The sequence below is a fragment of the Pseudomonas sp. LBUM1663 genome (genome assembly GCF_059695905.1).
Genome location: NZ_CP166792.1, coordinates 2,027,548 through 2,049,677 on the forward strand (window position 1 = coordinate 2,027,548; position 22,130 = coordinate 2,049,677).

General features: G+C 56.0%; 20 protein-coding genes and 3 pseudogenes. 10 read left to right on the plus strand and 13 right to left on the minus strand.

The window, feature by feature from the left end; all coding sequences use genetic code 11:
- Positions 1–186 precede the first annotated feature (186 nt).
- The 10 genes and pseudogenes from ACA075_RS09180 to ACA075_RS09225 form a co-directional block, all read right to left on the minus strand.
- Positions 187–771: pseudogene (locus tag ACA075_RS09180) on the minus strand (MFS transporter); the annotation flags it as partial.
- 21 nt (positions 772–792) lie between these two features.
- Positions 793–1,032: a hypothetical protein gene (locus tag ACA075_RS09185; protein WP_497298184.1), complete on the minus strand. Its 240-nt coding sequence runs from the start codon at positions 1,030–1,032 to the stop codon at positions 793–795.
- A 494-nt stretch (positions 1,033–1,526) separates the two neighbouring features.
- Entirely contained in the window at positions 1,527–1,889 is a 363-nt protein-coding gene (locus ACA075_RS09190; protein ID WP_497298185.1) for a hypothetical protein, read from the minus strand.
- Positions 1,890–2,191: 302 nt separating this feature from the next.
- Entirely contained in the window at positions 2,192–3,559 is a 1,368-nt protein-coding gene (locus ACA075_RS09195; RefSeq protein ID WP_497298186.1) for a DUF1329 domain-containing protein, read from the minus strand.
- Between the two features lie 17 nt (positions 3,560–3,576).
- Entirely contained in the window at positions 3,577–5,529 is a 1,953-nt protein-coding gene (locus ACA075_RS09200; RefSeq protein ID WP_497298187.1) for a DUF1302 domain-containing protein, read from the minus strand.
- 135 nt (positions 5,530–5,664) lie between these two features.
- The gene (locus ACA075_RS09205) at positions 5,665–6,219 is read right to left on the minus strand and encodes a hypothetical protein (RefSeq protein WP_497298188.1); all 555 of its coding nucleotides are present in this window, start codon (positions 6,217–6,219) and stop codon (positions 5,665–5,667) included.
- Between the two features lie 3 nt (positions 6,220–6,222).
- A complete protein-coding gene (locus tag ACA075_RS09210) occupies positions 6,223–7,464 on the minus strand; it encodes a sterol desaturase family protein (RefSeq protein WP_497298189.1) in 1,242 nt (413 codons plus the stop codon).
- Between the two features lie 94 nt (positions 7,465–7,558).
- Positions 7,559–8,578, minus strand: coding sequence for an AraC family transcriptional regulator (locus tag ACA075_RS09215; RefSeq protein ID WP_497298190.1), 1,020 nt, complete (start codon positions 8,576–8,578; stop codon positions 7,559–7,561).
- 84 nt (positions 8,579–8,662) lie between these two features.
- Positions 8,663–9,358: an SDR family NAD(P)-dependent oxidoreductase gene (locus tag ACA075_RS09220; RefSeq protein WP_497298191.1), complete on the minus strand. Its 696-nt coding sequence runs from the start codon at positions 9,356–9,358 to the stop codon at positions 8,663–8,665.
- Between the two features lie 234 nt (positions 9,359–9,592).
- Positions 9,593–9,928, minus strand: coding sequence for a hypothetical protein (locus ACA075_RS09225; protein WP_497298192.1), 336 nt, complete (start codon positions 9,926–9,928; stop codon positions 9,593–9,595).
- Between the two features lie 234 nt (positions 9,929–10,162).
- On the opposite strand from ACA075_RS09225, the gene ACA075_RS09230 reads away from it, so the two are divergent.
- Together ACA075_RS09230 and ACA075_RS09235 are read left to right on the plus strand one after the other, a co-directional pair.
- Entirely contained in the window at positions 10,163–10,753 is a 591-nt protein-coding gene (locus ACA075_RS09230) for a c-type cytochrome (RefSeq protein WP_497298194.1), read from the plus strand.
- Between the two features lie 13 nt (positions 10,754–10,766).
- Positions 10,767–11,825 (plus strand): c-type cytochrome, encoded by a 1,059-nt coding sequence (locus ACA075_RS09235; RefSeq protein ID WP_497298195.1) that lies wholly within the window; start codon positions 10,767–10,769, stop codon positions 11,823–11,825.
- Between the two features lie 216 nt (positions 11,826–12,041).
- Here ACA075_RS09235 and ACA075_RS09240 read toward each other — a convergent pair.
- Together ACA075_RS09240 and ACA075_RS09245 are read right to left on the minus strand one after the other, a co-directional pair.
- Positions 12,042–13,413, minus strand: a pseudogene (locus ACA075_RS09240) (transposase).
- 166 nt (positions 13,414–13,579) lie between these two features.
- Positions 13,580–14,482 (minus strand): LysR substrate-binding domain-containing protein, encoded by a 903-nt coding sequence (locus ACA075_RS09245; protein ID WP_497298196.1) that lies wholly within the window; start codon positions 14,480–14,482, stop codon positions 13,580–13,582.
- A 124-nt stretch (positions 14,483–14,606) separates the two neighbouring features.
- Here ACA075_RS09245 and ACA075_RS09250 point away from each other — a divergent pair, with 124 nt between their 5' ends.
- The 8 genes and pseudogenes from ACA075_RS09250 to ACA075_RS09285 all read left to right on the plus strand — a co-directional run bounded on the left by ACA075_RS09250 (position 14,607) and on the right by ACA075_RS09285 (position 21,154).
- Entirely contained in the window at positions 14,607–15,920 is a 1,314-nt protein-coding gene (locus ACA075_RS09250) for a polyamine ABC transporter substrate-binding protein (RefSeq protein WP_497298197.1), read from the plus strand.
- Positions 15,921–16,038: 118 nt separating this feature from the next.
- Positions 16,039–16,156: pseudogene (locus tag ACA075_RS09255) on the plus strand (hypothetical protein); the annotation flags it as partial.
- Positions 16,157–16,265: 109 nt separating this feature from the next.
- Positions 16,266–17,222 (plus strand): agmatinase, encoded by a 957-nt coding sequence (gene speB, locus ACA075_RS09260; protein WP_497298198.1) that lies wholly within the window; start codon positions 16,266–16,268, stop codon positions 17,220–17,222.
- 372 nt (positions 17,223–17,594) lie between these two features.
- Complete coding sequence (locus tag ACA075_RS09265) at positions 17,595–17,795, plus strand: rubredoxin (protein WP_497298200.1); 201 nt, start codon at positions 17,595–17,597, stop codon at positions 17,793–17,795.
- Positions 17,796–17,832: 37 nt separating this feature from the next.
- Entirely contained in the window at positions 17,833–18,582 is a 750-nt protein-coding gene (locus ACA075_RS09270) for a pirin family protein (RefSeq protein WP_497298201.1), read from the plus strand.
- A gap of 25 nt (positions 18,583–18,607) precedes the next feature.
- Positions 18,608–19,189 carry a tautomerase family protein gene (locus ACA075_RS09275; protein WP_497298202.1) on the plus strand — a complete coding sequence of 194 codons (582 nt, stop codon included), beginning with the start codon at positions 18,608–18,610 and terminating at the stop codon, positions 19,187–19,189.
- A 660-nt stretch (positions 19,190–19,849) separates the two neighbouring features.
- Positions 19,850–20,032 (plus strand): hypothetical protein, encoded by a 183-nt coding sequence (locus ACA075_RS09280; protein WP_497298203.1) that lies wholly within the window; start codon positions 19,850–19,852, stop codon positions 20,030–20,032.
- A gap of 24 nt (positions 20,033–20,056) precedes the next feature.
- Positions 20,057–21,154, plus strand: coding sequence for a metal-dependent hydrolase family protein (locus ACA075_RS09285; RefSeq protein WP_497298204.1), 1,098 nt, complete (start codon positions 20,057–20,059; stop codon positions 21,152–21,154).
- A 255-nt stretch (positions 21,155–21,409) separates the two neighbouring features.
- Here the strand turns inward: ACA075_RS09285 and ACA075_RS09290 are convergent, their stop codons facing one another.
- Complete coding sequence (locus ACA075_RS09290; protein ID WP_497298206.1) at positions 21,410–21,592, minus strand: hypothetical protein; 183 nt, start codon at positions 21,590–21,592, stop codon at positions 21,410–21,412.
- Between the last annotated feature and the right edge of the window lie 538 nt (positions 21,593–22,130).

The following is a 22,130-nucleotide window of genomic DNA, read 5'->3' on the forward strand; positions in this document are numbered from 1 at the left end:
CATGGCCGCGGGAATCCGAACCACCTGGCCCAACATGCCGTTCGGGAGGAATTCTCGGAAGAGTACAGTTCGAACCTGCCATGGGACACCAATATAATCAGGTAGTTAGCGCAATTGTGCGCTGGCTTTCTCGATCTTGCCTCCTGTCTGGTCCCCACTTCTCCAAAATGCTCAAGCCGCTGGCTATCAGCGTTCAAAGGTTGTCAGCTGATGATCAGGCTCAGCAACCACAGCCCTAGCAGTAACATGATCGTGCCCACTGAGACCGGATCGTCTAGTGGCGAAAAGGAGCCAGAGGATTGCTACAGCGGCAAGTCCAAGCCAAGGTAGCAAGAGTGCATTTAGCGTTTGCCAGCCAAGGACATTGAGCAATCCTCCTGCACCGAACGAGCAAGACAGACCCACTGTGAAGATCGTCATGTCATTGGTGGCTTGTGCACGACTTTTTTCAGCAGGACTGTAGGTGGTCGTGAGAAGAGTTGTACCGCCAATGAAGAGAAAATTCCAGCCGATACCGAGCAGAATTAGTGCACTGGCGAAAGCGCTGAGGCCGGTGCTGCTCCAACTGGTTAGTACGTGCAGTGCCAAGAGCGCAACTCCCAGCAACATCACCCGTAAGGCGCCGATTCGGGAGATCAGCATCCCGGTGAAAAATGATGGAAGAAACATGCCTAGAACATGGAGCTGAATTACCGTCGTAGCATTGGCCAATGAGTGATGATGGTGAAGCATGGCGAGGGGCATTGCCGTTATCGCTAGAATCATTATTCCATAGCCGGTTGCAGCTCCAAACTAGGCAACGAGATAGGTTGGCTGCGAGACGATACGTCGCCACGGACGTCCCTGGCCGAATGCGATCTGTGCATCTTCTTTTTTTGGCATCTTCAGAAGCAGCAGCACGAGGAAGCCAAGTGCGGCGACCACCGAAAGCAAGAGAAACGATCCAAGGTACAGCGGTTGAAAGAGCGATCCACCGTAACGTGCCAAAGTGGGGCCCAGCAGCGCAGCGACAATACCGCCAGCGAGTACCAAAGAAATGGCTCTGGGGCGAAATGATGTTGGCGCCGAAGCTGAATTGACCTAATTGCCGAGATTTCACTGACCCAGTCTGATCCCTCGCGAATCATTGTCTGTGCTGATTTAAGCGGGTTTGGAGATGGGTCAGTCTTGCCTCGGCACGTGGGACAATTCGGCTACGGCGTCAACACCCTTATCGGATGAGCGACTCCTGCGGGTGGATTACTGCCCTTGGTGATAGGCAGAAATCGGCCAGAATGTGTAAAAACGCTCCGTCAAAATTGGAGTTTGCGCATCTATGCGAAATCTGAAAATTATCAGCTGCTCAGCCGATTAGTTTTGTACGTAGAAACGCGTTTTTCAGTCGAACACTGGGCTCCAATTGCGCTGAAAAACATTTTTTTACACAGCGTCTGCGGGAAGCAGCCTGTCATGAAAGGCAGATTCGGACCGTTACCGTCATTGGGAAGGTATGCAAAATCTTCGCAGTGGCAGCCCGCGATGAGCAATCACGCCGTGCTTCTGCTGCGCAAGGCGCGCCAGGTCCAGACGCCACCGCAAAAATCCACGACCCCGAATAGCATCAGCACCGGTTCGCTCAACTGTAACGCTACGAAAACCGTGAAGCTCACCAGCACCAGGGCGCGGGTATAGACTGACGCCCAGTAAACCTCAAGGCATTCACTGCGAGCGGCGAACCAGTAATAGGTCCCGATGTTGAAAGCGAGCACGCCGACCACGCGGATCCACACTTCAGATGTCGGTGCCATCCCGAATAGCGTGATGATTAGGTTGGGCACCAGCACGAGCGCCAGCCCCAGCAGCATGAGATAAACCGCGAAGTATCTGAGAGAACGGGAGGCGCGAGACATGGTCTTCCTCGGGGTACGATAGGATGGCAAAGTTTAGCGTTACACCAAGCGCCGGGTATGTTGGCGGACGTCCTCTGCGTGTGCGAACGCATCGTCCAAGTCAGCGACAGGAAAGTTAAATTGCTAAGTGCAGGGTCGGCTCCTGTCAGAACAGCACCGGAATCGAAGAGGCGTTCGTTTTTGATCCATGCCGTCAGCAGCCGTGCTGCGCAACATGATGAGCGCCCCGCAAACCAGGGAAGCCGCAACTCGCCACGCCATCGAGGATGCCTTGGTGCGGCGAGTGTTGGGCTACCGTCGAATCATCGGGTCCCGCGACGCCGCAGCGCGGCCGGGCTGAAGTATTCGCCATCCGGAATCGCCTGGCCGAAGTCGATGCCGGTCGGCTCCTCGTTGTCCAGGTTCAGCGCGACATAGCGACGCGCCTGCAAGTCATGGAAGGCATCGATGGATGTCCACGTCGTGGGCAGTTCATAGTGGTTTTTCAGATAGGCCAGCGATACACGCCACAATTCGCCACGGCCGTCATATTGGTCGACCTCCGCCGCGCCCCAGCTGTCTTCGTCGAGGAACATCACCCGCTTGGAATAAATGTGCCGGGACCCTGGTTTCAGCGTGCCCTCGACCACCCACACCCGGTGCAGTTCGTAGCGCGTGTATTTCGGGTTCAGATGATTGGGTGTGAGCAGATCCTTGTACTTCACATCAGCCGCAGACAACCGGTAGTTGTTGTAGGGAATGTAGATCTCTTTCTTGCCCAGCAACTTCCAGTTGAAGCGGTCAGGGGCTCCGTTATACATGTCGGTATCGTCAGCCGTACGCAGCCCGTCGGAGGAGGCGATGGGGGTGTCGTAGGCCAGAGTGGGCGCGCGTCGTACGCGACGCTGACCGGCGCTGTAGGCCCAGGCCTGACGCGGTTCCTGGACCTGATCAAGGGTTTCATGAACCAGCGAGGCACTGCCCGCCAGACGCGCCGGGCTCTTGGTGAAGGCCAGGTAATAAAACATGATGTTGCCCAGGTCGGCGTAGCTTGCACCCGGCTGGTAGTACTTGAATAACGCTTCTTGCTCACTGATCACAGGGGTGAAGTCGCCGTTACGCTGGACTGCTGCTTCGGCGGAGCGACGTATGGCGTAAACGCCCCGGTAGCGAGCGATGTGGTTCCACACCGCTTCCACACCGCTCTGCGGGATCGGGAACGGAATGCCGCCAACGGCATCGACGAAGCCGTTGCCATCGGCGACCAGTTTCGCCGTAGTGGCATTTTTAAAGGTGTTGTCGTACACCGACTGCGGCGCCGAGCCACTGCGACGGCTGGTATAGACCGGCATCTGGTAAGTTTCTGGATAGTTGTTGAACAGGGCAATTTGCCCGGGCGTCAAGTTGTTCTTGTACTGCTCCAGATTGGCTTTGGTGATGGTGAATAGCGGCTTGTCGTCCTTGAAAGGATCGATGTGGTGTTGCCCCGGCTTGAAGCCTGCCGGCGCCTGCGTTATTCCGCCGGTCCAGGCCGGAATGGTGCCCGTCGCGTTCCCAGATTTCTCCGCGCCCAGTGGCGTCAGGGATGACTGGAGAGTGGCCGCGACTTGCGGGGAAACCGCCGCCATCGCGCTGGCGCTGGCCAGGGCCAGGGCCAACGCGCTGCTGACCAGAATGCGCATATTGCTCATGATTTTTCTCCTTGAACTCAGAAGGAATACTTGACGTTGAAACCAACGTTGTCGCGGTCGCGCGCAGCGTTTTCCTGCCCGGCGCCATAGAACGAGGTGTACTGCAACTCCGCCTCCAGGCTGTTCATGTAGGCGGCCTTTAAACCCAGCGTGTAGGCCTTGCGCCCGGCGATGAAATTGCCGGCCTGGTAGGAGTTACCACTGAAGTCATCCTTGTAGACGGCGTATGGCGAGAGGTTCACCCCGGCGAAGACGTCGTTCCACGTGCCCGTCAACATGACGGTGGCGCCATAGGCGTTGCGGTTGACTTGATCGCTGCGGTCAAAGCCCGAGACATAGGCGCCGTTGGAGCGCCCGGAGTAGTAGCGGGTCGACCCGTCATAGGCGGTGTATTGCAGGCTGCTGCCGCGTATCTGCTCGGCCGCGACCTCGATCACTCCCATCAACGAGCTGAACGACAGCGCCGGGCCGAAGTTGTAAAGGCTGCCGATGGAGCTGTTGAAAGCCTCCACGCGCTCGTAGTCGTGGATTTGGCCGCCGAGGGCAACCTGCTGCCCGCCGACGTTGACCGTCTGACCACTGACGATCTTCCCTGCCTGGGCCAGCATGTCCCCCAGCAGGTCGTTGGTGGTGGCGACGCCGATTGGCATGTTGGGGCGATAAGCGATCTCGCCGAACAGCGAGGCATCGCCAAGTGTGGTGTTGAAGCTCAGGCCGTACATGCGGATGTTTTCAACGTATTCGCGCTTGGCCGTGGTCTGGTTGGCCAGGTCCACCGCCGCTGCGCCGTTGACCAGGCCCAGTGTCTGAATCGCGTTGGCGTTGCCCGTGGCGGCCGCGTTGATCAGGCTGTTGTACGAAGAGAAACCACCCAGGCCCGCCATCTGGTTCATGTTGACGCCGGCATACGCAGGGTTCAAATCGGCATAGATCACCGGATCCTTGGCGTGGTAGTTGACGAAGTAGAAACCGAACTCGGTCGAGTTGAGTTGCTCGGCGATGTAGTGGAAGGCGGCACCGAACTGGCCATCGTTTTTCGCATTGATGTCCTGGCCGATGTTGGAGACTTTGAAGTAGCCGTTGGGGTCCAGGTAATTGGTACCCTGCAATCCGGCAAAATGGCTGGCGGCCAGTTGCGGGTAGAGGCGCTGGAACGTCGGGTTGGAGAATGCGTTGACGCGGGTATACCCGGTGTTGCCGCCGTCGGCGAACAGGTCGGTCTCGGAGAAAAATGTCCCTACGGGATCGAGACGGGTTTCTTGCCAGTTCCACTGGTAAAACGTGTCCATCGACAGGTTATCGGTCAAGCCGATGTTGAAGCTGACAGCTTCCACCGGCATCAGTACTTCCTTGATTTCGGCGCCTGGTAGGCGGAATTTGGAAGAGTCCACCGGGTTGGTCGTGTTCACCCCGCCACGGTAAAAGAGGCCTTCACCCCAGTTGAACACCTGGCGACCCAGGCGTGCTGTCACCGGGTGCTCGGCAATGTCCCAGTTGCCGTAGACGTAGGCGTCTAGGATGTCCACGCGACTGCCGGCAATGTCGCGGGTCTCCTGGGTGAAATGATCGTTCTGCGGATAGGACTGGCTCGGCTGCGGCGGCTGGTTGTGGTCGTAATAGTTGTTGCGCTTGTCCATGATCTGCGTGTCATAGAACGCTGAACCACGCACGAACAGACCGTAATTGTCGTAGGTCGCCCCCAGGTCGGAGGTGATCTTGTACACCTCTGAAGCGAGGCCGGGACTGAAATTCCTGTTGCCGTCGTTTGAGTTGACGTCATTGTTGGTCTTGTCCTGGCCTTGCACACGCCACAGCGCGCCGTAGGACACCGTCGTGTCCAATGAGCCGGTGACCTGATTGTCGAGGAAACTGAATTCGGCAGCCCTTGACTGTCCGCTGAGGATCAAGGGGAAAACACAGGCTAGGGCGGACCCGGCCTGCAAGCATCGCTTGCGGGAATTGGATTCCATCTGAACTGCTCCAACGACTGATTATTATTGTTTGCGTCATTAGCCGGGGCGCCATTTTGGCGCCCGGAGGTACTTATTGAAGCGGCGTGTCGCTTTCACATCGTGATGGTTTCCTCCATTCGATCCGCGCAGCCGTCAGCGAGACGGGGTCGCAGGCGAGCGCGATAGCGGTCGTGTACTGACAAGGCGGGCCATCCCCCAGGAAAGCGCCGCCAGCATTAATGTCAGGTGATAGATATCGAGGCGAGCGATGCCATGCCATTCGCCACGGGTACCGACCACCAGTCCGGCAAAAATGAACAGCAGGCTGCCTGCGACCGCCAGTAGCCAGCGTCGCGAGCGGCCTGGCCAGGCGATGGCGACCAGTGCGAGCAGGTTGCCGGCCAAGGCCAGTTGCTCCGGGACCCACAGCAGGACTGCGGCGCTGGCGATCAACAGCAGCCGATGGGGCGTTCGCTGCAAGCAGCCAACGGCGATCAACAGCAGGGCGATGCGTCCGGAAACAGCCGACATGGCTTGATGCGCAGGCTGCACCTGCTCAAGTTCGGCATACACCAGGGCGCCGGCCGTTGCGGTAGTCGCAATCAGCAGGAAGCCAATCGCCCGCCAGCCTTGTCGGTCTTTAAAGCTGATTGCGCATGCCCAAAGGCACGCGATGCACAGCAGCAGTTCGCACATCACGCTGGTCATGACTCACGCCTCCACTGGCAACGGACGGCGCAGCGAACGCACAAGCGTACCCAGCAGCACCAGACTGGCCACACAGAACAGCGTCGCTACCCAGGCAATCGGCAAACCCCATTGCAGGTGGGCGATTGCAGCTGGGATGGCCAACGAGCAAAGCCATAACACTTGCCACCGACCATGGCCCGGTGCGTTTTCGAGGGTGCGCCCCAGTACCCACAGCGAGGCCAGAATCCACGCCGCGCCGAGCACTTGCCAGGGCAGGCCGAGCTGGAAAGCCAGGGCAATGAAACTCAGCCCCAAAGGCATGACCAGCACCATCTGTAGCAAGCAATAGAGCGCAGTTGCGCTGGAAATACGCGGACGGTAGATGCGGAACGCGCTGATGTCATGTGGCGGGTGGGGCTTGAGGCGATGCGCTGCGGCAGGCCTCCAGCCGGGTGGGGCGAACCACATTTTGAAGCGATCTGCCCAGTTGTCCGCCAGCCGGAAATCCTCCAGAAGGCCCAGGTATTTGTGCAGGTTTGCCTTGATCGGATCGAAGGTTTTGAGCTGCCCATGGATGCCATAAATGATCGGCTCCTCATGCGCCGGCCGTTCCTTGGCAAAGCTGCCGAAGAGGTGATCCCACAGCATCAGGACACCGCCGTAATTGCGGTCCACGCAGTAGTCGTTCTGACCGTGATGCACGCGGTGATTGGAAGGCGAGGCGAAGCAATAGTCGAACCAGCCGAGGCTGCCGATATGCCGTGTGTGAATCCAGAACTGGTAGCCCAGCACGACGGCACCGCTGACGATAAACACGATCGGTGGCAGACCGATGATCGCCAGCGGCCAGTAGAAGAACCAGTTGGTGAAAAAACCCGTGCTGGTCTGACGCATGGCGGTCGAGTAGTTGAACTCTTCGCTGGAGTGATGCACGACATGGGACGCCCAGACCAGATTGGTTTCATGGCCCATGCGGTGATGCCAGTAGTAGCAGAAGTCGTAGCCGATCAGGCCGATGGCCCAGACCCACCAGTGCGAGGCGGAAAGTTCGAAGACTGCGAGGTATTTGTACGCCAGCAAATACAGTCCGATGTTAAGCCCTTTGGCAAAGATGTTCAGAACCTGGCCACCCAGGCCGAGGGAGATACTCGAGAGGCTGTCGCTCAAGGCAAAGGTCTGACGGCGACGCCAGAAGCTCCAAAGCAACTCCAGCAGAAGCAGCATGATGAACGCGGGGATCGCGTAGACGATGGCATTGGGCATTTTCTGCCTCCTTGTTATGTAGCAAGGAAGCTAACCTGATCCTCGTCCAACGGCTTGACGCTGGGCGTCAGGGTGCATGTTGAATGGCGCCAATTTATTGTTTGGGAAGTGCCTTGCGAAAATCCGCCGGCGAAATACCCCGAGCTTGACGGTAGGCATGACTGAAAGCGCTGGCCTGCGAGAAGCCAAGCGTCAACGCGATATCCATGATGCTGGTATCGGTGCTGCGCAGATGATGGTCAGCCAGTTCCATGCGAATGGTCTCCAGCACCTGGGTGAAGCTTTCGCCTTCGGCTGCCAGTTTGCGCTGCAGCGTGCGCGGCGACATGGCGAGGTGGCTGGCGAGGTTTTCGAGGCTGAAGTCGCCGACGGACAGGTTCTCCACCAGTAATGCACGCAGGCGGCCAATCACGGACAACGGGGCGTAGGAGCGACCCAGTTGCAAGGTGGCCTCCAGCAACAGACTTTTGTGAGTGCGCAGATCTGCGCCCTGCACCCGGGTTTTGAGCAACGATTCGGGAAATACCAGGGTGTTGCTACTGGCGCCGAACTGCACCGGGCAACCGAAGAAACGTTCGTAGTGGGAAGGGTCCCCTACCGCCGGATGCATCATCGTGACTTCGAGCAAGGGGGCGTTACTGGCAATCAACCAGCGACCAAAAGCGGCCCACCCAGTCAGTATCGCTTCCTGGTAGAAGGCACAGTAGGGCTCCAGTTCGCTGATGCGCTGGTCTTCTATCAACGCGCGGCCGTCGTTGATAGCAATGTGCGTCTGGCTCGACGGGCTGTCGAAAACGATCTTGCCGAATCGCCGGATCATGCTCATCGACTCGCCGAGGGTGGCGCAGGTCATCGACACATAACCAAGCACGCCATAGGTCCCCGGGCGCACCGCTGCACCCACCAGTAATCCGAAATGCGGCAGTCCGCTCATGGACGCCGAAAGCGCCAGCAGTGTTCTGAGTTGATGCATGGGAATGCGCAGGATCGGATCGGACAAACGCTCCCGTTGCAGGCCGATTCTGGCAAGCAACACTTCACCGTCGCAGCCATGCTGCTCGGCGATATCAAGGACGTGATTGACGAAAGCTGCACTGGAAGTAGCGGGACGCATGGGGTACAGAAGTCCGGTGATCCGGTTGGGGCCCGGATTCTAACAGCACGGGCATCGCCACGGCGAGCGACGCCCGTCTGCGAACTAGACCCGACCCGTGACCGGAATACCAGCACCCGTGACGGCCGATGCCGCGTCCGAAAGCAGGAACAGGATGACCGCTGCAAGCTGTGCTGGCGTCACCCAGCGATCATGCTCGGCATCGGGCATGGCGTGGCGATTTTGCGGTGTGTCGATGATGCTCGGCAGCACGGCGTTGACGGTGATTCCCTTGTCTTTGAGCTCTTCGGCGAGGGTTTCAGTGAGACGCAAGACGCCGGATTTGGACGCAGCATAGGCCCCCATTCCCAGCCCGGCTTTTGCCGCTGCGCCGGCACCGATATTGACGATGCGACCATTCGATGACTGAAGGATCAGCGGCAGCATGGCCTTGCTGGCATTCAATGCCGTACGCACATTCAGCTCGAAGAGCCGATCCCATGTTTGTGTTTCGCCATGTTGCACGGTTTCCCAGGCGAAGCCTCCCGCCACGTTGACCAATCCGTCGAGCCGACCGAAATGCGCCTGGATGCGTCTCGCCACTTCCTCGCAGTCGGCAAAAGCAGTCAGGTCGACACCGGGTAGCACTAGCAGCTCCGACGATGAAGGTATCGCCGATGCTGCTTGATCGATCAAGACCAGATGGGCGCCCTGGGCCGCGGCCATCCGGGCCAGGGTTTCGCCCAGATTACCCAATGCCCCGGTGATTGCTACGACTCTTTGGGAGAGTGGATGAGTCATCAATGCCTTCCTTCTTATTGGTGTGCACACACGCTAATCAGGCCGGTGCTCTGTGTCATGCGTCAGTGCGCCAGATTGATTGCGTTCTCACGCCAGATTCCACCGATAGCCAGACCGGCTTCCTTTTTTGCCCATTTTGGAGGCGCTGAAGGGTGAGCATTGGTCAGCAGATAATTGTATCTACTACTGCTCCGATAGTTGAAGTAGCGCTGTTCAGGCGGTGTTTTTATATAACTACGTAAATGTCATCGCCCATGTGATAAAGCCTGCAACTCCCGTCGTCCAGGTCAAAGCGGCCAGAAAAAGCCCGTCAGTAAATTTTTCCAACAGGTGATTACGGTTGGACTGTCTGGTTCGCAATGACCAGTACGACAGAATCGTTGTGATCAGGTAGAAAATGGCATTGATCGCAAGCAAGTCATCACCCAGCGTTCCCTCTTTTCTCAACGTGGTCACCACTTGAAAAATCCCGATTACCGTAATGCAGACGCCGACCATTGCGGATGAGGCGACAAAAATATGAACACAGATGTCTTCATTCAGACTGATGGAAGACTTTGTTTCTTTCATGGCATTTCCCCTCCCAGGAATTAAAAAACCTGATATCAGACACGGTAGGGCCAGCCGTCTGGGCGAGAGTAGCGTGGTTAGGGATACGGACTTAGTTAAAACATTCGTGGGATTTCACTATAGGTCAAAACAGGAGTTGTGCATGGCAGCCGCCTTTGGTGATCAACAGTGGAGCCCACTTCAATTATCTGTACTAGGTTATTAGTGACTTCGCTCATGAGCTGGAGAAGCGATATGCCGATTTCAAAGGTGATCGTGCTTTTGGTGTGCGTGGTAGCAGAGGTGAGGGCGCTCGAAACACCGTCAGACGTTCAGGCCTGCATCGCCTGTCACGGCGCAAACGGTGAAGGAACGCCCCTAGGCCCAATGCTTGCCGGACTTTCCGTGCCCTACATCAGTGCCCAGATCGAGAATTTCATTGCTGGACGGCGTAGCAATCCGGTGATGTCGGCCGTTGCGCAAGGCTATAGCGATTTGAACTTACGCAATCAAGTCGCAGCGTATTTCGCCGGGCAGGGCACAACGCCCAAGTTGCGACTACGTGGCGAGCAAATAGAGAACACGCTTGCTGGGCAACTTTACTACCAGGGTGATCTGCTGCGCGATCTCCCGGCTTGCTATAGCTGCCACGGTCCCAGCGCCATCGGTAGGGGGCCATTCCCTCGATTGGCCGGACAACGAGCGGCTTATTTGAAAGAGCAGCTAATGGCCTGGAAACAGGGGCAGCGAAGCGGTGATCCCGACAACATGATGGGCAACATAGCTCAGAAGTTGAGCGCGGATGACATAGATGCATTGTCTGGCTACCTCTCAAACATTCGATAAGGAGCAGAGGTCGATGACGACATGGCATGTGGTGATGGCGGTGTGGATAGCTTTTCCATTACTGGCGATGGCGGAGGGGCCAGACATGAGTGCTCAAGTTCCGGCACAGGCCAAGGGCGTTGCGCCCGTCGACTTCGTACCTCGGGAGCTGACAAAGGTCCCCGAAGGAGAATTTGGCGACAAGGTGCGCCGAGGATATGAACTGTTTGTTGACACTCAACAACTGAAGGGCAGTTACGTCGGCAATCAACTCAATTGCACCAATTGCCATTTGAGCAACGGCGCAAAAGCCTATTCGGCTCCGTTATGGGCAGCTTATCTCGCCTATCCATTATTTCGCGCAAAAGATAATCATGTCGATACTTTTGCAGAGCGCGTCCAGGCCTGTTTCATTTACTCCATGAACGGCAAGGCACCGGCATTGGGCTCGCCGGAAGTGTTGGCGATATCCGCTTATTCGTACTGGATGCTGATGGGGGGATTGCTTGATAAATCCGGTATGGCCGACACACCCGTTCCTGAACTTACTGACAGCGAGTTGCAATTGGGTGGAAACGAGAAAACATTTGAGCTACCTGAGCTGATAGCGCAAAAGATTAAAACTATCGGCCGTCAGAACATCCTTGGTCGAGGGTTCGCTGCTTTGCCGGCATCCCAGTCACCGCCTTCTCCTGACCGAGGGCGCCAGGTATACGTTGATTACTGTGCTGTTTGTCATGGCGCGAGAGGAGAGGGCACCAAGATGGGACCCGTGCCGATCATGCCTGCGCTGTGGGGTGATGACTCCTATAACTGGGGGGCCGGCATGCATCGCATCGATACAGCCGCCCAATTCATTTTCGACAATATGCCGCTGGGAAAGGCTGTACAACTCACTCCGCAACAGGCTTGGGATGTAGCCGCCTACGTTAACAGTCAGGAGCGCCCGCAAGATCCGCGTTTCAAGGGTAACGTTGCCACCACGGCCAAAACGTTTCACCGCGGGGATCAATGTTTTTACGGGCAAACTGTGGAGGGTGCGATTTTAGGGATTGAAGCGCTTCCGCCCACGAAAAAGCCGAAGGGCAACTGAGTTATTACGGGCATTGGCGGGCTACAGGTTTCAGTTCTTTGAAGGTCTGCTTCTGGCCGATTCTGTTGAAAAAGTCGGATTTTCAGTTCGCCTGAACTCAGGCACGACCAACATTGGAGAACCTACTCATCACATTGAGTGGTTTCTCGGCCCTTCGTTGACTTTGCTGCTCTGTTACTGGGTTAGTTTGAGGGTTTTTGCTTAGTGCAGGCGCACCTATCCCGTGACCGGTGGCCCTTGAGATGTAAATTTTGCCAGCCGTCGCAGGTTCTGCACCGCGGCGGCCAGCGTGAACTCATCGGTCGCTCCCCTCAAGCCACGTAGTCATAGGCGATCCAATTTTCAGGATGCGCTTGAGGTGGGCAAACGACATTTCGACCTTTTTACGTTCGTGGCAAGAGCTGATACGCCGGCGTCGCTGCAATGGGCCGAGCCACATCACGAGCGGCTTCATGGACGCTGCGAGCATTCTTGCGGAACGCAGTGTTCGGGCAGCACTTGGTTTTCATCGGACACGCTACGCAGTCGGTCTGACTGGATCGGAAGATGATGGTGTTGGCTTTCGTGACGTGCGAACGCTCATGCTTGAAGGCTCGCCATTCGCTGCGCAATGCGTTGCCGGCCGGACAGCGGTATTCCTCAGCTTCTTCATTCCAGTGGAAATCATTGCGTGAAAAGCTGTCGTTCTTGCGCTCGGTTTTGTCCCATACCGGCACATGCAGCTAGATGTCTTTTTCCTCCACCATCCAGGCCAACATCGGCGCTGTGCCGTAAGCGGTATCGCCGATGAGGCGTTCCGGCTTGATGTCGAACCGCTCTTCGACACGATCACCATTGTCTTGGTGCTCTCGACCTTGGCCGTTCGATGAGCCGGTGTGGGTTCCACATCCACGATGACGCCGTGTTCGGTATCGATCAGATAGCTCGTGGAATAGGCGAAGAACGCTGGGCCTCCCGGAGCAGCGGTCCAACGGGCTTAAGGATCAGTCAGCGACAGGCGCTTCGGTAGCGTTTCGGCCAGAGCCTCTTCATCGAGTGCCTCAAGGTACTCACGCACGGCGCGGGTGCTCAGGGACGGTTCGCTCCCGTTGACCGGTTCATCACCCGCTACGCCGCGCTGCCGACTCGCATCCGCTTTGATGATGCTGGCGTCCACGGCAAAGCCTTCGTCCTTGACCAGGCCTGCGTCCATGCAGCGACGCAGCACTTCATTGAACAACCAGCGAAACAGGTCACTGTCCCGAAAACGGCCGTGTCGATATTTGGAAAACGTCGAATGGTTGGGACTTCATTTTCAAGGCTCAATCGGCAGAACCAACGATAGGCCAGGTTCAAATAGGCCTCTTCGAACAACCGCCGTTCTGAGCGAATGCCGTAGCAATAACCCGCGATCAGCATGCGAATCATCAGTTCGGGATCAATCGACGGCCGCCCAATCGGGCTAATAGAAATCGGCGAGATAATGGCGCAGGTCGCTCAGATCAAGACACTGATCAATGCTGCGCAGGAGGTAATTGGCTGGGATGTGATCTTCAAGGTTGAACGAGTAAAACAGTCGCCCCTGCCCACTCGATAACTGTCCCATCATGCTGTGTGATCCCCGCCGGCCAATGATGAGATTTTGCCGCAGGCCAGGCAAGGGAGCTACTTTTTCAACAGAATCGGCCAAGAGTAGCCGCTCAAGCCCCATGAAAATCCCGAGACCATTCAGCCTTGTGCTGAACCATGTGAACTTTAAACCGCCGTAACGACGCTTACGGATAGACCGGGACTATCTTTGCCTGCTCGATCAGCCAATCGATGAGCAAAACTATTTCAGGGATATCGCGACTCTCCTCGTTGCAGATGCAGAAATAGTCCATTCCTGTCGGCACCTTCAGTGCAAAGGGCTGTACCAGGCGTCCCTCATCCAAATCGCGTAACGAGTTGATCTCGTCGCTGAGTGCTACACCATAGCCATCTCGCGCCGCCTGCAGGGCAATGCCGAAGTCTTCCAGATGGACGTCGGCATCACCTGGGTAAGGCAAGCGCGCCTCAAGCAGCCAACGCCGCCATTGAGCGCCGTCATCCTCATGCAACAGGCGGTGATGAATTAGGTCGGACGGCTGCTTGAGCGCGCGTGGTCCACGCAGCAATTGCGGGCAGCAGACAGGAAACATATGCAGGCTTTGCAGTGGCCGCCACCAGAAACCCTCCCACGTCGGAGCGTCGTAGAGCACGGCGATATCGGCCCTGCGCCAGTCCACCTCGCTGATGTCGTCGGCAGTAATGACGCGCAGGTGAATGTGCGGATGGTCTGCACGAAAGGCGAACAAGTTCGGCATCAGCCAGGCCGCGCCAAAAATCGGCTCCGTGGAAATGGTCAGAATTTTTTTCGCCGGTTCCTGGAAGTACGCCTCGGAAATCTGTCGCACTCCCTCGGTGATCTCGCCAATGCCGCGGGCTACCGAGCGTTGTAGCGCTAGGCCTCGTTCGGTCAGCACCAAATGGCGGCCCTGCTTGTAGAAAAGACTAATGCCGAGTGAGCTCTGTAACGCTCTTATCTGCTGGCTAACAGCCCCGGCGGTGACATGCAGTTCAGCCGCGGCCGCACCGACATGGCCCAGCCTTGCAACACATTCAAATACGCGAAACGCATGGAGCGGAGGCAAGGGCATTTGGGCCTACTATTTAGTTTTTCTGCCTGTTTTCTCGGTAATTTATATAGATTGATTGTGCTTCGAGCAACCGCAACAATTCATGTGGAGCTAGGCCAAAGACAATAATTCAAAAGGTGGTTCTATGAAGTACAAGCAACAACAGCCGTGGCAAAAAATCGCTAAAGCAGCGGACTATTTGTCCTGGCACACCGCCCGCATTGGAGTCGGCAACCTGCGTGCCGTCCTGCTGAAAGCTGTGACGATGCTTTTTAGCCCGGCGCTGGCAGCCGAACGAGTGAGCACTACCACCCAACGCTGTGAGAAATTGATCAAGCATCAACTCCCCCGTTCGCTCCTTGCTACGATCTGCAGCCTAGGCCTGCTGGCCGCTAACGCTAACGCTAACGCTAACGCTAACGCTAACGCGCAAGAGCGCACCCTGCGTGTCTACAACTGGTTCGACTACGTCGCCCCGCAGACCCTGGACAACTTCAAGAAAGAGAATGGCGCAAAGCTTGTCTACGACATCTTCGACAGCAACGAAACCCTAGAGGCCAAACTACTCACCGGCAACTCCGGCTATGACGTGGTGGTCCCGTCCGATAGTTTCCTCGCCAAGCAGATTCAGGCCGACGCTTTCCAACCACTTGACCGCAGCAAGCTACCCAACTGGAATCATCTGGACCCCCAACTGATGAAGCTGATCGAGGCCAATGATCCGGGCAACCGCTTCGCCGTGCCTTACATGTACGGAACCGTACTGATCGGTTTCAACCCGGCCAAGGTCAAGGCTGCACTCGGCGAGAACGCGCCGGTGGACAGCTGGGATCTGATTTTCAAGGAAGAGAACATTGCCAAGCTCAAGCAGTGCGGCGTAGCCCTTCTCGATTCGCCGACGGATATGTTCCCCATCGCCCTCCACTACCTGGGCCTGCCGCCCAACAGCACTCAGGCCAAGGACTACGAGAAGGCCGAGGACCTGCTGAAAAAAATACGCCCCAACGTCGCTTACTTTCACTCCTCAAAATACATGACCGATATCGCCAATGGTGACATCTGCGTGGCCGTGGGTTATTCCGGCAGTTTCTCCCAGGCGGCCAATCGCGCCAAGGAAGCCGGTAACGGCGTGGTGGTGGACATGCGTTTGCCCAAGGAAGGCGCACCGGTCTGGTTCGACGTACTGGCCATCCCCAAGGATGCGAAGAACCCGGATGATGCCCATGCCTTTATCAACTACCTGCTGCAGCCGCAGGTGATTGCCCCAATCAGCGACTTCGTCGGCTATCCCAACCCGAACAAGGACGCCACTGCCCTGGTCAGCCCGGAAATACGCAACAACCCCAATCTCTACCCCGCCGCCGACATCCAGACTTCTCTATTCACACTGGTGCCACTGCCGTCCAGTGCAGAACGCGCTCGCACCCGTGCATGGACCAAGCTCAAGTCGGGAACCTGACAGTAAATTGCGCTGCGCCAATGAAACTCGACGGAACCCGGCACATGGCCGATACCGTTTCGCTGGTACGCGGCGTCAATTAAGTCACCTTGCAGACCCAGTAGCCAGTGGTAACAGAATGATTGAAGTAACCGAAGTTTCCACTGCCGAGTTGCGCGCATCCCTGGGAGCTGGCCGCACCACGGCAGTTGAGCTGGTCCAGGCCTAATCTCTCATGGATCGATGCCTACGACGGCTGGCCCGCCACGGCGAGCCCGAGCAACAAAAACCAACCTTTAGACCATCGAGCAGTGCGTGAGCGTACGCCTGCCTGGGTCAACTTCAGTAACCCGCATTGAGAATCCCATGCTGAATGACAATTCGATTATTGATCAGGCGATGACGCGTGAAAGCCTGTATGGCACCGAGGGTGAACCGACCTACGGTGGTATCACCAGCTTTATGCGGCGTCGCTACACCCGCGATTTGCGTGGCGTGGATATCGCCATCAGCGGCATCCCGTTCGATACCGCGACTAGCAATCGACCGGGGAGCCGCTTCGGACCGCGGGCCATCCGCGAGGCATCGGTACAGTCCGCCTGGGCGCGTCACTGGCCCTGGGAATTTGACCCATTTGATCTACTGGCTTGTGTCGATTATGGCGATTGCTATTTCGATTACGGCACACCGGAGCAGACCCCAGCGGCGATCAGGGCCCATGCCGAGCGGATCCTGGCAGCGGATACTGCGATGCTGACCCTAGGCGGCGATCACTTTATCAGCTATCCGCTACTACAAGCTCACGCGGCCAAGTATGGTCCGCTTTCCTTGATCCATTTCGATGCGCACCATGACCTAGAGTCCGACGGCGAGGACAAGCGCATCGATCACGGTTCGATGTTCTATCACGCCGTCCGCGAAGGGCTGGTTGATCCTGCACGGTCTATCCAGATTGGCCAGCGCACGACCAATGACAACGTCATGGGCTTTCAGGTGCTGAATGCCGATGAAGTACATGATCGATCTACCAAAGAACTGGCGGAGATTATCCGGGCGCGCGTTGGCGACCATCCGGTCTATCTCACCTTCGATATCGACTGCCTCGACCCAGCATTTGCCCCAGGCACGGGGACGCCGGTCTGCGGTGGACTATCGAGCCATCAAGCCTTGGCGATTCTGCGAGGCCTGCGCGGTATTCACCTGATCGGGATGGACGTGGTAGAGGTCGCACCACCCTATGACCACGCGGAGATTACTGCGCTTGCCGGGGCCGCGTTGGCGATGGAGATGATATGCCTGTACGCCGCAAGGCATAAGCTGTAACCCAATGGCTTGGACATGCATGTCACCACCCGGGGTTACTCGACTGCCAAAGCGTTGCTTTCCACGTTCGGCTAAGCGCTCAAGCCGAACGGACGTTGGAGTCACAACAAACACAATCAGATCGACATGGTTATCAGCGCGTCTCCCAACCCATATAAGAATCGGTCAGCACCGTCTTCGTCAGATAATTTTTGCTGGATCAGTGGCACGCGCTCGAAGGGAGGTCGCTTGAGGCGTTCGGAGATGGCCGTGCGTCAACAAATGAGGATTGTTTGTGGAGAGAAGCTACGCTCTATTTGGCCGATGATTTCGGACAAGTTTACGACCACAAATAAGTTGATTTATTCGGATCATATTCCTGAGGAGGAAGAAATGAACGAACGCCTCAAGCGTTTCGTCTGTCTGGGATGCGGCTTCCTCTACGATGAGGCATTGGGCCTGCCTGAGCATGGGATTGCTCCCGGTACCCGATGGGTCGACATCCCCGACGACTGGCGTTGCCCGGACTGCGGTACGCCGAAACATCATTTCGAAATGTTGGAGCTTCCCTACGCGGTTGGCCAACCGATGTGAACACTGCTTCAAGCGCGGGTTAACTTGGTGAATTGATATGAACAACTCTTTCGTTTTGCGTGCTCACGATCGCGGATATAACAAGTTTCTTTCGACCGGGGAGGCATCTTCCTATATCGGAGGCCATCCGGACGCTGTGCTTACCCGCCACTCCAGTTTCAATTTTGGCCCCTATCAAAGCGGCCAACCAGGCTTTGGCCGATTACGCGTCTTTGGCGATGAGACCTTCAGTGGCACCGGATGCGGATACAACATCCATCCGCATCACAACTTCATCATTTGCGCCTTCGTGCTGCAAGGAGAGCTGACCCATATCAACACGGTAGGCAATATCGACCAGCTGAGGGCCGGGGATTACTACGCATTTTCTGCCGGCTCCGGTGGCAAGCACTGCGAGGTAAACCTGAGAACGGACGATATGCACGTCGTTTACATCTGGATGCTGCCTGACCAGCTACTGTTGCCGCCCAGCTACCACCGCGCGCATTTCAATGCGCTGGCCCACCGTAACTCGCTGGTGACATTGATTGGCAATGCAGACGACGCCCTGCGAGTCTCCCAGGACGTGACCGTCTCGAGACTGGTCAGTGACCGTGAGGGCGTAGTGGAATATCGGCCTAAATCGCCTGCCCACGGCGTTTATGTATTCACCCTGGATGGCGAGGTGGGTTGCAACGACACGCTCCTGGGGCGTCGGGACAGCGCCGGTATCTGGGGCGCTGAATGCATTTACTTGAAAACGGGCTTGGAGGAAACCGATGTGTTGATTGTTGAAACCGCGCCTTGAATCCCATTGTTTAGGAGTACACAGCATGCCGGTCATTCATGTTTATCATTCCGAAGGGGCACTTAATTCCGAACGTAAAGCGGCACTGGCGCAACGCCTGACTGATGTCATGCTGGAGATGGAAGGCGGCGCCCGGACGCCCGGCGGAATCGCCTTTGCCAGCGTGCTGTTTACCGAAGTGCCCACTTCTGACTGGTGGGTGGGCGGTCACACCGACTCAACCTATGTGCGTCCTCCCGGCAAGTTTCTCGCCCGGGTTGAGGTCCCGGAGGGCTACATGAGTCAAATGGATAAATCCAATGTCCATGTCGCTGTAGATAAGGCGATTGTCGAGGTGGTACGTACCAGTGATACACCCAACAATGGCGCCAGCATCATGGTCATCATCGATGAGATAACCGAAGGGAATTGGGGCGCTCAAGGCAAAACCATCAGCCTCGCAAACATCGCAGATGCTGTCGGTCTTCCCAAGGATGGCGAACGATTCCGTTGGGTGCGCGATTATTTCGCGGCTAAGGCACGACTGTTCAGGTTTGCCAAGTTTCCGCCGAATACCGGTGGTTTGTTTAAAGACGAGGCGACTCCGCCCGACGGTGGCAATCCATGACGTTGGTGGCAGTCGATGTAGCCACGCAGGCATAGAGTTTGCGGTAGGTGTCGTTTCTGCAGTGGAACTGTCAGAGCGGGCAGGGCGCCTCGGGGCCCGTTTGACGCCAGTCGCCCGGCGAAACGAGGGTGCTTGTCGAGCCATGCATGGATAGCCATCCCAGGGGAAGAAATCTTGGGTCATCCTATTTCTGTTGTGGATGTATACTGCGGCGACACATCGCGTTACTTCTAGTTTGATACCTAAAAGTTTCGTGCCCCCTATCGTCCTCTCTACGTGCTTTTCGCCTGATTTTGTTACAAGTAAGAACAAATTAGTCAATTCAGGCGGTTTACTCCCTATTGTTTTCTGTATAGTTACATTTCCACCTCTGCGGAGACAAATAGACGAAATTACACGGCTTCTTAGTGGGGTTGCCATCCTGCTCGGAAAGTTTTACTTGTTATCTAGATGATGCCGGCAATGCGCAAGCATGAGGTGCATTATATATATATATATATATATATATATATATATATATCCTGCGGGCAATGTTGCGTGGCTAATTATATTGGCTAGATAACTTCGTGGGGTCTCGTCTAACTCGCCTAAATACGGGGGGACTCTGCGCGTGTGTGCGTAATCGATTAATAACGTCCAAATAGTAAGAGAGTTATAAAAATGGGATGTAATAAAACTAATCGTCTTATGTTAACAGTTGTACTGTCGTCGCTGGCGTTGTCCGCACACGCGGATATTGTGTATATCCATGCAGGTCGTCTGGTGGATGTGGAACGAGGCAAAGTACTTACCGATCAACGCATCACGATTGATGGCGAGCGTATCGTTTCCGTTGAGCCGTGAAGCGCCCCGTCAGCCAACAGCAAAGTGATCGATTGGTCGGCCAAGACCGTATTGCCAGGTCTCATCGATATGCACACTCATATCGCTGATTGGGACATGACCAATAACGTGGCTGAGCCGCTTCTGCATTCACCGCAGAGCTATGCACTGCTGGGTGCGAAACATGCGTATCAAACTTTGCGTGCAGGGTTCACCACAGTGCACGATGTCGGATCGTACCGAGCCTTTACGGATGTCGCGCTGCGCGATGCGATCAATGCCAATCATGTCCTAGAGCCTAGGATGAACGTTGTCAGGGCTTATATGTCAGTGCCGGGGGTCGGCGGCCAGGTGACGGGCTTTGCGCCGGGAGTGACGCTTCCGGATGACATGCGAGTCGGGGTGTTTGCTGATGCCAATGAAGCGAAGATCAAAACCCGATATCTGTTTCAGCGTGGTGTCGACAACATCAAGATGATAGGCACGGGAGCTGTACTGGCCGAAGGGACAGAACCCGAACAGATGGAAATGTCCGAAGATGAAATGCGGGCTGTCGTACAGGAAGCCAAAGTTCACAAAAGTTATGCCACCGTCCATGCCCATGGCGCGGAGGGTATTAAGGCCGCTATACGCGCCGGCGCAAAATCCGTCGAACATGCGTCGCTACTGGATGACGAAGGCATCAAGTTGGCGAAGGACAACGTAACCTATCTCGTGATGGACATCTACAACGGTGACTACATCGATAAAGTCGGCCGCGAGGAAAGGTGGCCAGAAAGTTACTTGCGCAAGAACACCGAAACAACGGAAGTACAGCGTGTGGGGTTTCGTATGGCAGTCAGCGCCGGAGTAAAAATCGCCTATGGCACAGACGCAGGCATTTACCCACATGGGAAAAATGCTCGTCAGTTTGCTTATATGGTGAAGTACGGCATGACGCCAATGCAGGCAAACCAGTCCGCAACCATAGTTGCCGCTGACCTGCTGAACTGGAAGCAAGATGTAGGGGCCATCAGTGCCGGCCGCTACGCTGACATTATCGCCGTCGATGGCGATCCAAATGCCAACATTTCAATTGAAAATGTGCCCGTTGTAATGAAGGGCGGTGCGATTGTTCCGCCTGACGTACTTGCGGACCTGTAGTGGCTGCGAAATAACCTCCCGCAGAGTTTTAGGGCATTCTTTCGAGAATGCTCTAAACGCTGCGTGGGCAATGGCCGCTGTCCAAGCGGTGTTTTTCATACCACTACGTAAATGTCATTGCCCATGTGATAAAGCCTGCAATCGCCGTCGTACACGTCAAGGCGGCCAGAAAAAGACCGTCAGTAAATTTTTCCAGCAGGTGATTACGGTTGAACTGCCGGGTTCGCAATGACCAGTAGGACAGAATCGTAGTGATCAGTAGAAAACGGCATTGACCGCAAGTAAGTCGTCACCCAGGGTTCCCTCTTTTCTCAACGTGGTCACCACTTGAAAAATCCCGATAACCGTAATGCAGACACCCACCATGGCGGCTGAGGCGACAAAGATATGAACACAGATATCTTCATTCAGACTGGCGGAAGACTTTGTTTCGCGCATGGCATTTTTTCCTCGCAGAGCTTAAAAAACCGGGTATCAGAAACGCTAGGCCCATCGGTCTGGCCGATGCCGATACAAGTTATCCCGCGCACGCGCATCAGGCCGTGTAGCGACTACCTGTTTTTCTATCGCTTATGCATCCATTCGTCTGCCCAAATCCTTAAGGTAGTGGACCCGATCAGCCCTTTGTCAACATCGGCGACTGCCATGGCAATTTGCTCGAGGCCAAGGAAATTATCGTCCAGACTTGGCTATTGGTGGATGAAGCCAGCGTGACAACAATAACCACTTGGGCGGCCATGCTGGACGAGCGAAAGAACTGCCTGCCCAGGCAAATGAGGAGCTACGTTTAGCGGCAGACACCGCGAATGAGCGTTAACCCACAGTTGACTCAATAATAAACTAATGATGATTGAACCGATCATGGCGCTTTACTGACGCAGCGTTCACGTCGTTGTGGGATGGAAAAATAACGGAACGTTGAGTGTAGCGCTCGGGGTGAATGTTTTTTTAGCAGCGATAAGGCAGGTTCGGGGGA

Bases quoted from the DNA above. Each gene is read 5' to 3' on its own strand.
- ACA075_RS09250 (WP_497298197.1), top strand. From the start codon at position 14,607: ATGAAGTACAAGCAACAACAGCCGTGGCAAAAAATCGCTAAAGCAGCG.
- ACA075_RS09195 (WP_497298186.1), bottom strand. From the start codon at position 3,559: ATGAGCAATATGCGCATTCTGGTCAGCAGCGCGTTGGCCCTGGCCCTG.
- speB (WP_497298198.1), top strand. From the start codon at position 16,266: ATGCTGAATGACAATTCGATTATTGATCAGGCGATGACGCGTGAAAGC.
- ACA075_RS09245 (WP_497298196.1), bottom strand. From the start codon at position 14,482: ATGCCCTTGCCTCCGCTCCATGCGTTTCGCGTATTTGAATGTGTTGCA.
- ACA075_RS09220 (WP_497298191.1), bottom strand. From the start codon at position 9,358: ATGACTCATCCACTCTCCCAAAGAGTCGTAGCAATCACCGGGGCATTG.
- ACA075_RS09270 (WP_497298201.1), top strand. From the start codon at position 17,833: ATGAACAACTCTTTCGTTTTGCGTGCTCACGATCGCGGATATAACAAG.
- ACA075_RS09230 (WP_497298194.1), top strand. From the start codon at position 10,163: ATGCCGATTTCAAAGGTGATCGTGCTTTTGGTGTGCGTGGTAGCAGAG.
- ACA075_RS09190 (WP_497298185.1), bottom strand. From the start codon at position 1,889: ATGTCTCGCGCCTCCCGTTCTCTCAGATACTTCGCGGTTTATCTCATG.
- ACA075_RS09205 (WP_497298188.1), bottom strand. From the start codon at position 6,219: ATGACCAGCGTGATGTGCGAACTGCTGCTGTGCATCGCGTGCCTTTGG.
- ACA075_RS09275 (WP_497298202.1), top strand. From the start codon at position 18,608: ATGCCGGTCATTCATGTTTATCATTCCGAAGGGGCACTTAATTCCGAA.
- ACA075_RS09235 (WP_497298195.1), top strand. From the start codon at position 10,767: ATGACGACATGGCATGTGGTGATGGCGGTGTGGATAGCTTTTCCATTA.
- ACA075_RS09210 (WP_497298189.1), bottom strand. From the start codon at position 7,464: ATGCCCAATGCCATCGTCTACGCGATCCCCGCGTTCATCATGCTGCTT.
- ACA075_RS09225 (WP_497298192.1), bottom strand. From the start codon at position 9,928: ATGAAAGAAACAAAGTCTTCCATCAGTCTGAATGAAGACATCTGTGTT.
- ACA075_RS09280 (WP_497298203.1), top strand. From the start codon at position 19,850: ATGGGATGTAATAAAACTAATCGTCTTATGTTAACAGTTGTACTGTCG.
- ACA075_RS09265 (WP_497298200.1), top strand. From the start codon at position 17,595: ATGAACGAACGCCTCAAGCGTTTCGTCTGTCTGGGATGCGGCTTCCTC.
- ACA075_RS09200 (WP_497298187.1), bottom strand. From the start codon at position 5,529: ATGGAATCCAATTCCCGCAAGCGATGCTTGCAGGCCGGGTCCGCCCTA.
- ACA075_RS09290 (WP_497298206.1), bottom strand. From the start codon at position 21,592: ATGCGCGAAACAAAGTCTTCCGCCAGTCTGAATGAAGATATCTGTGTT.
- ACA075_RS09215 (WP_497298190.1), bottom strand. From the start codon at position 8,578: ATGCGTCCCGCTACTTCCAGTGCAGCTTTCGTCAATCACGTCCTTGAT.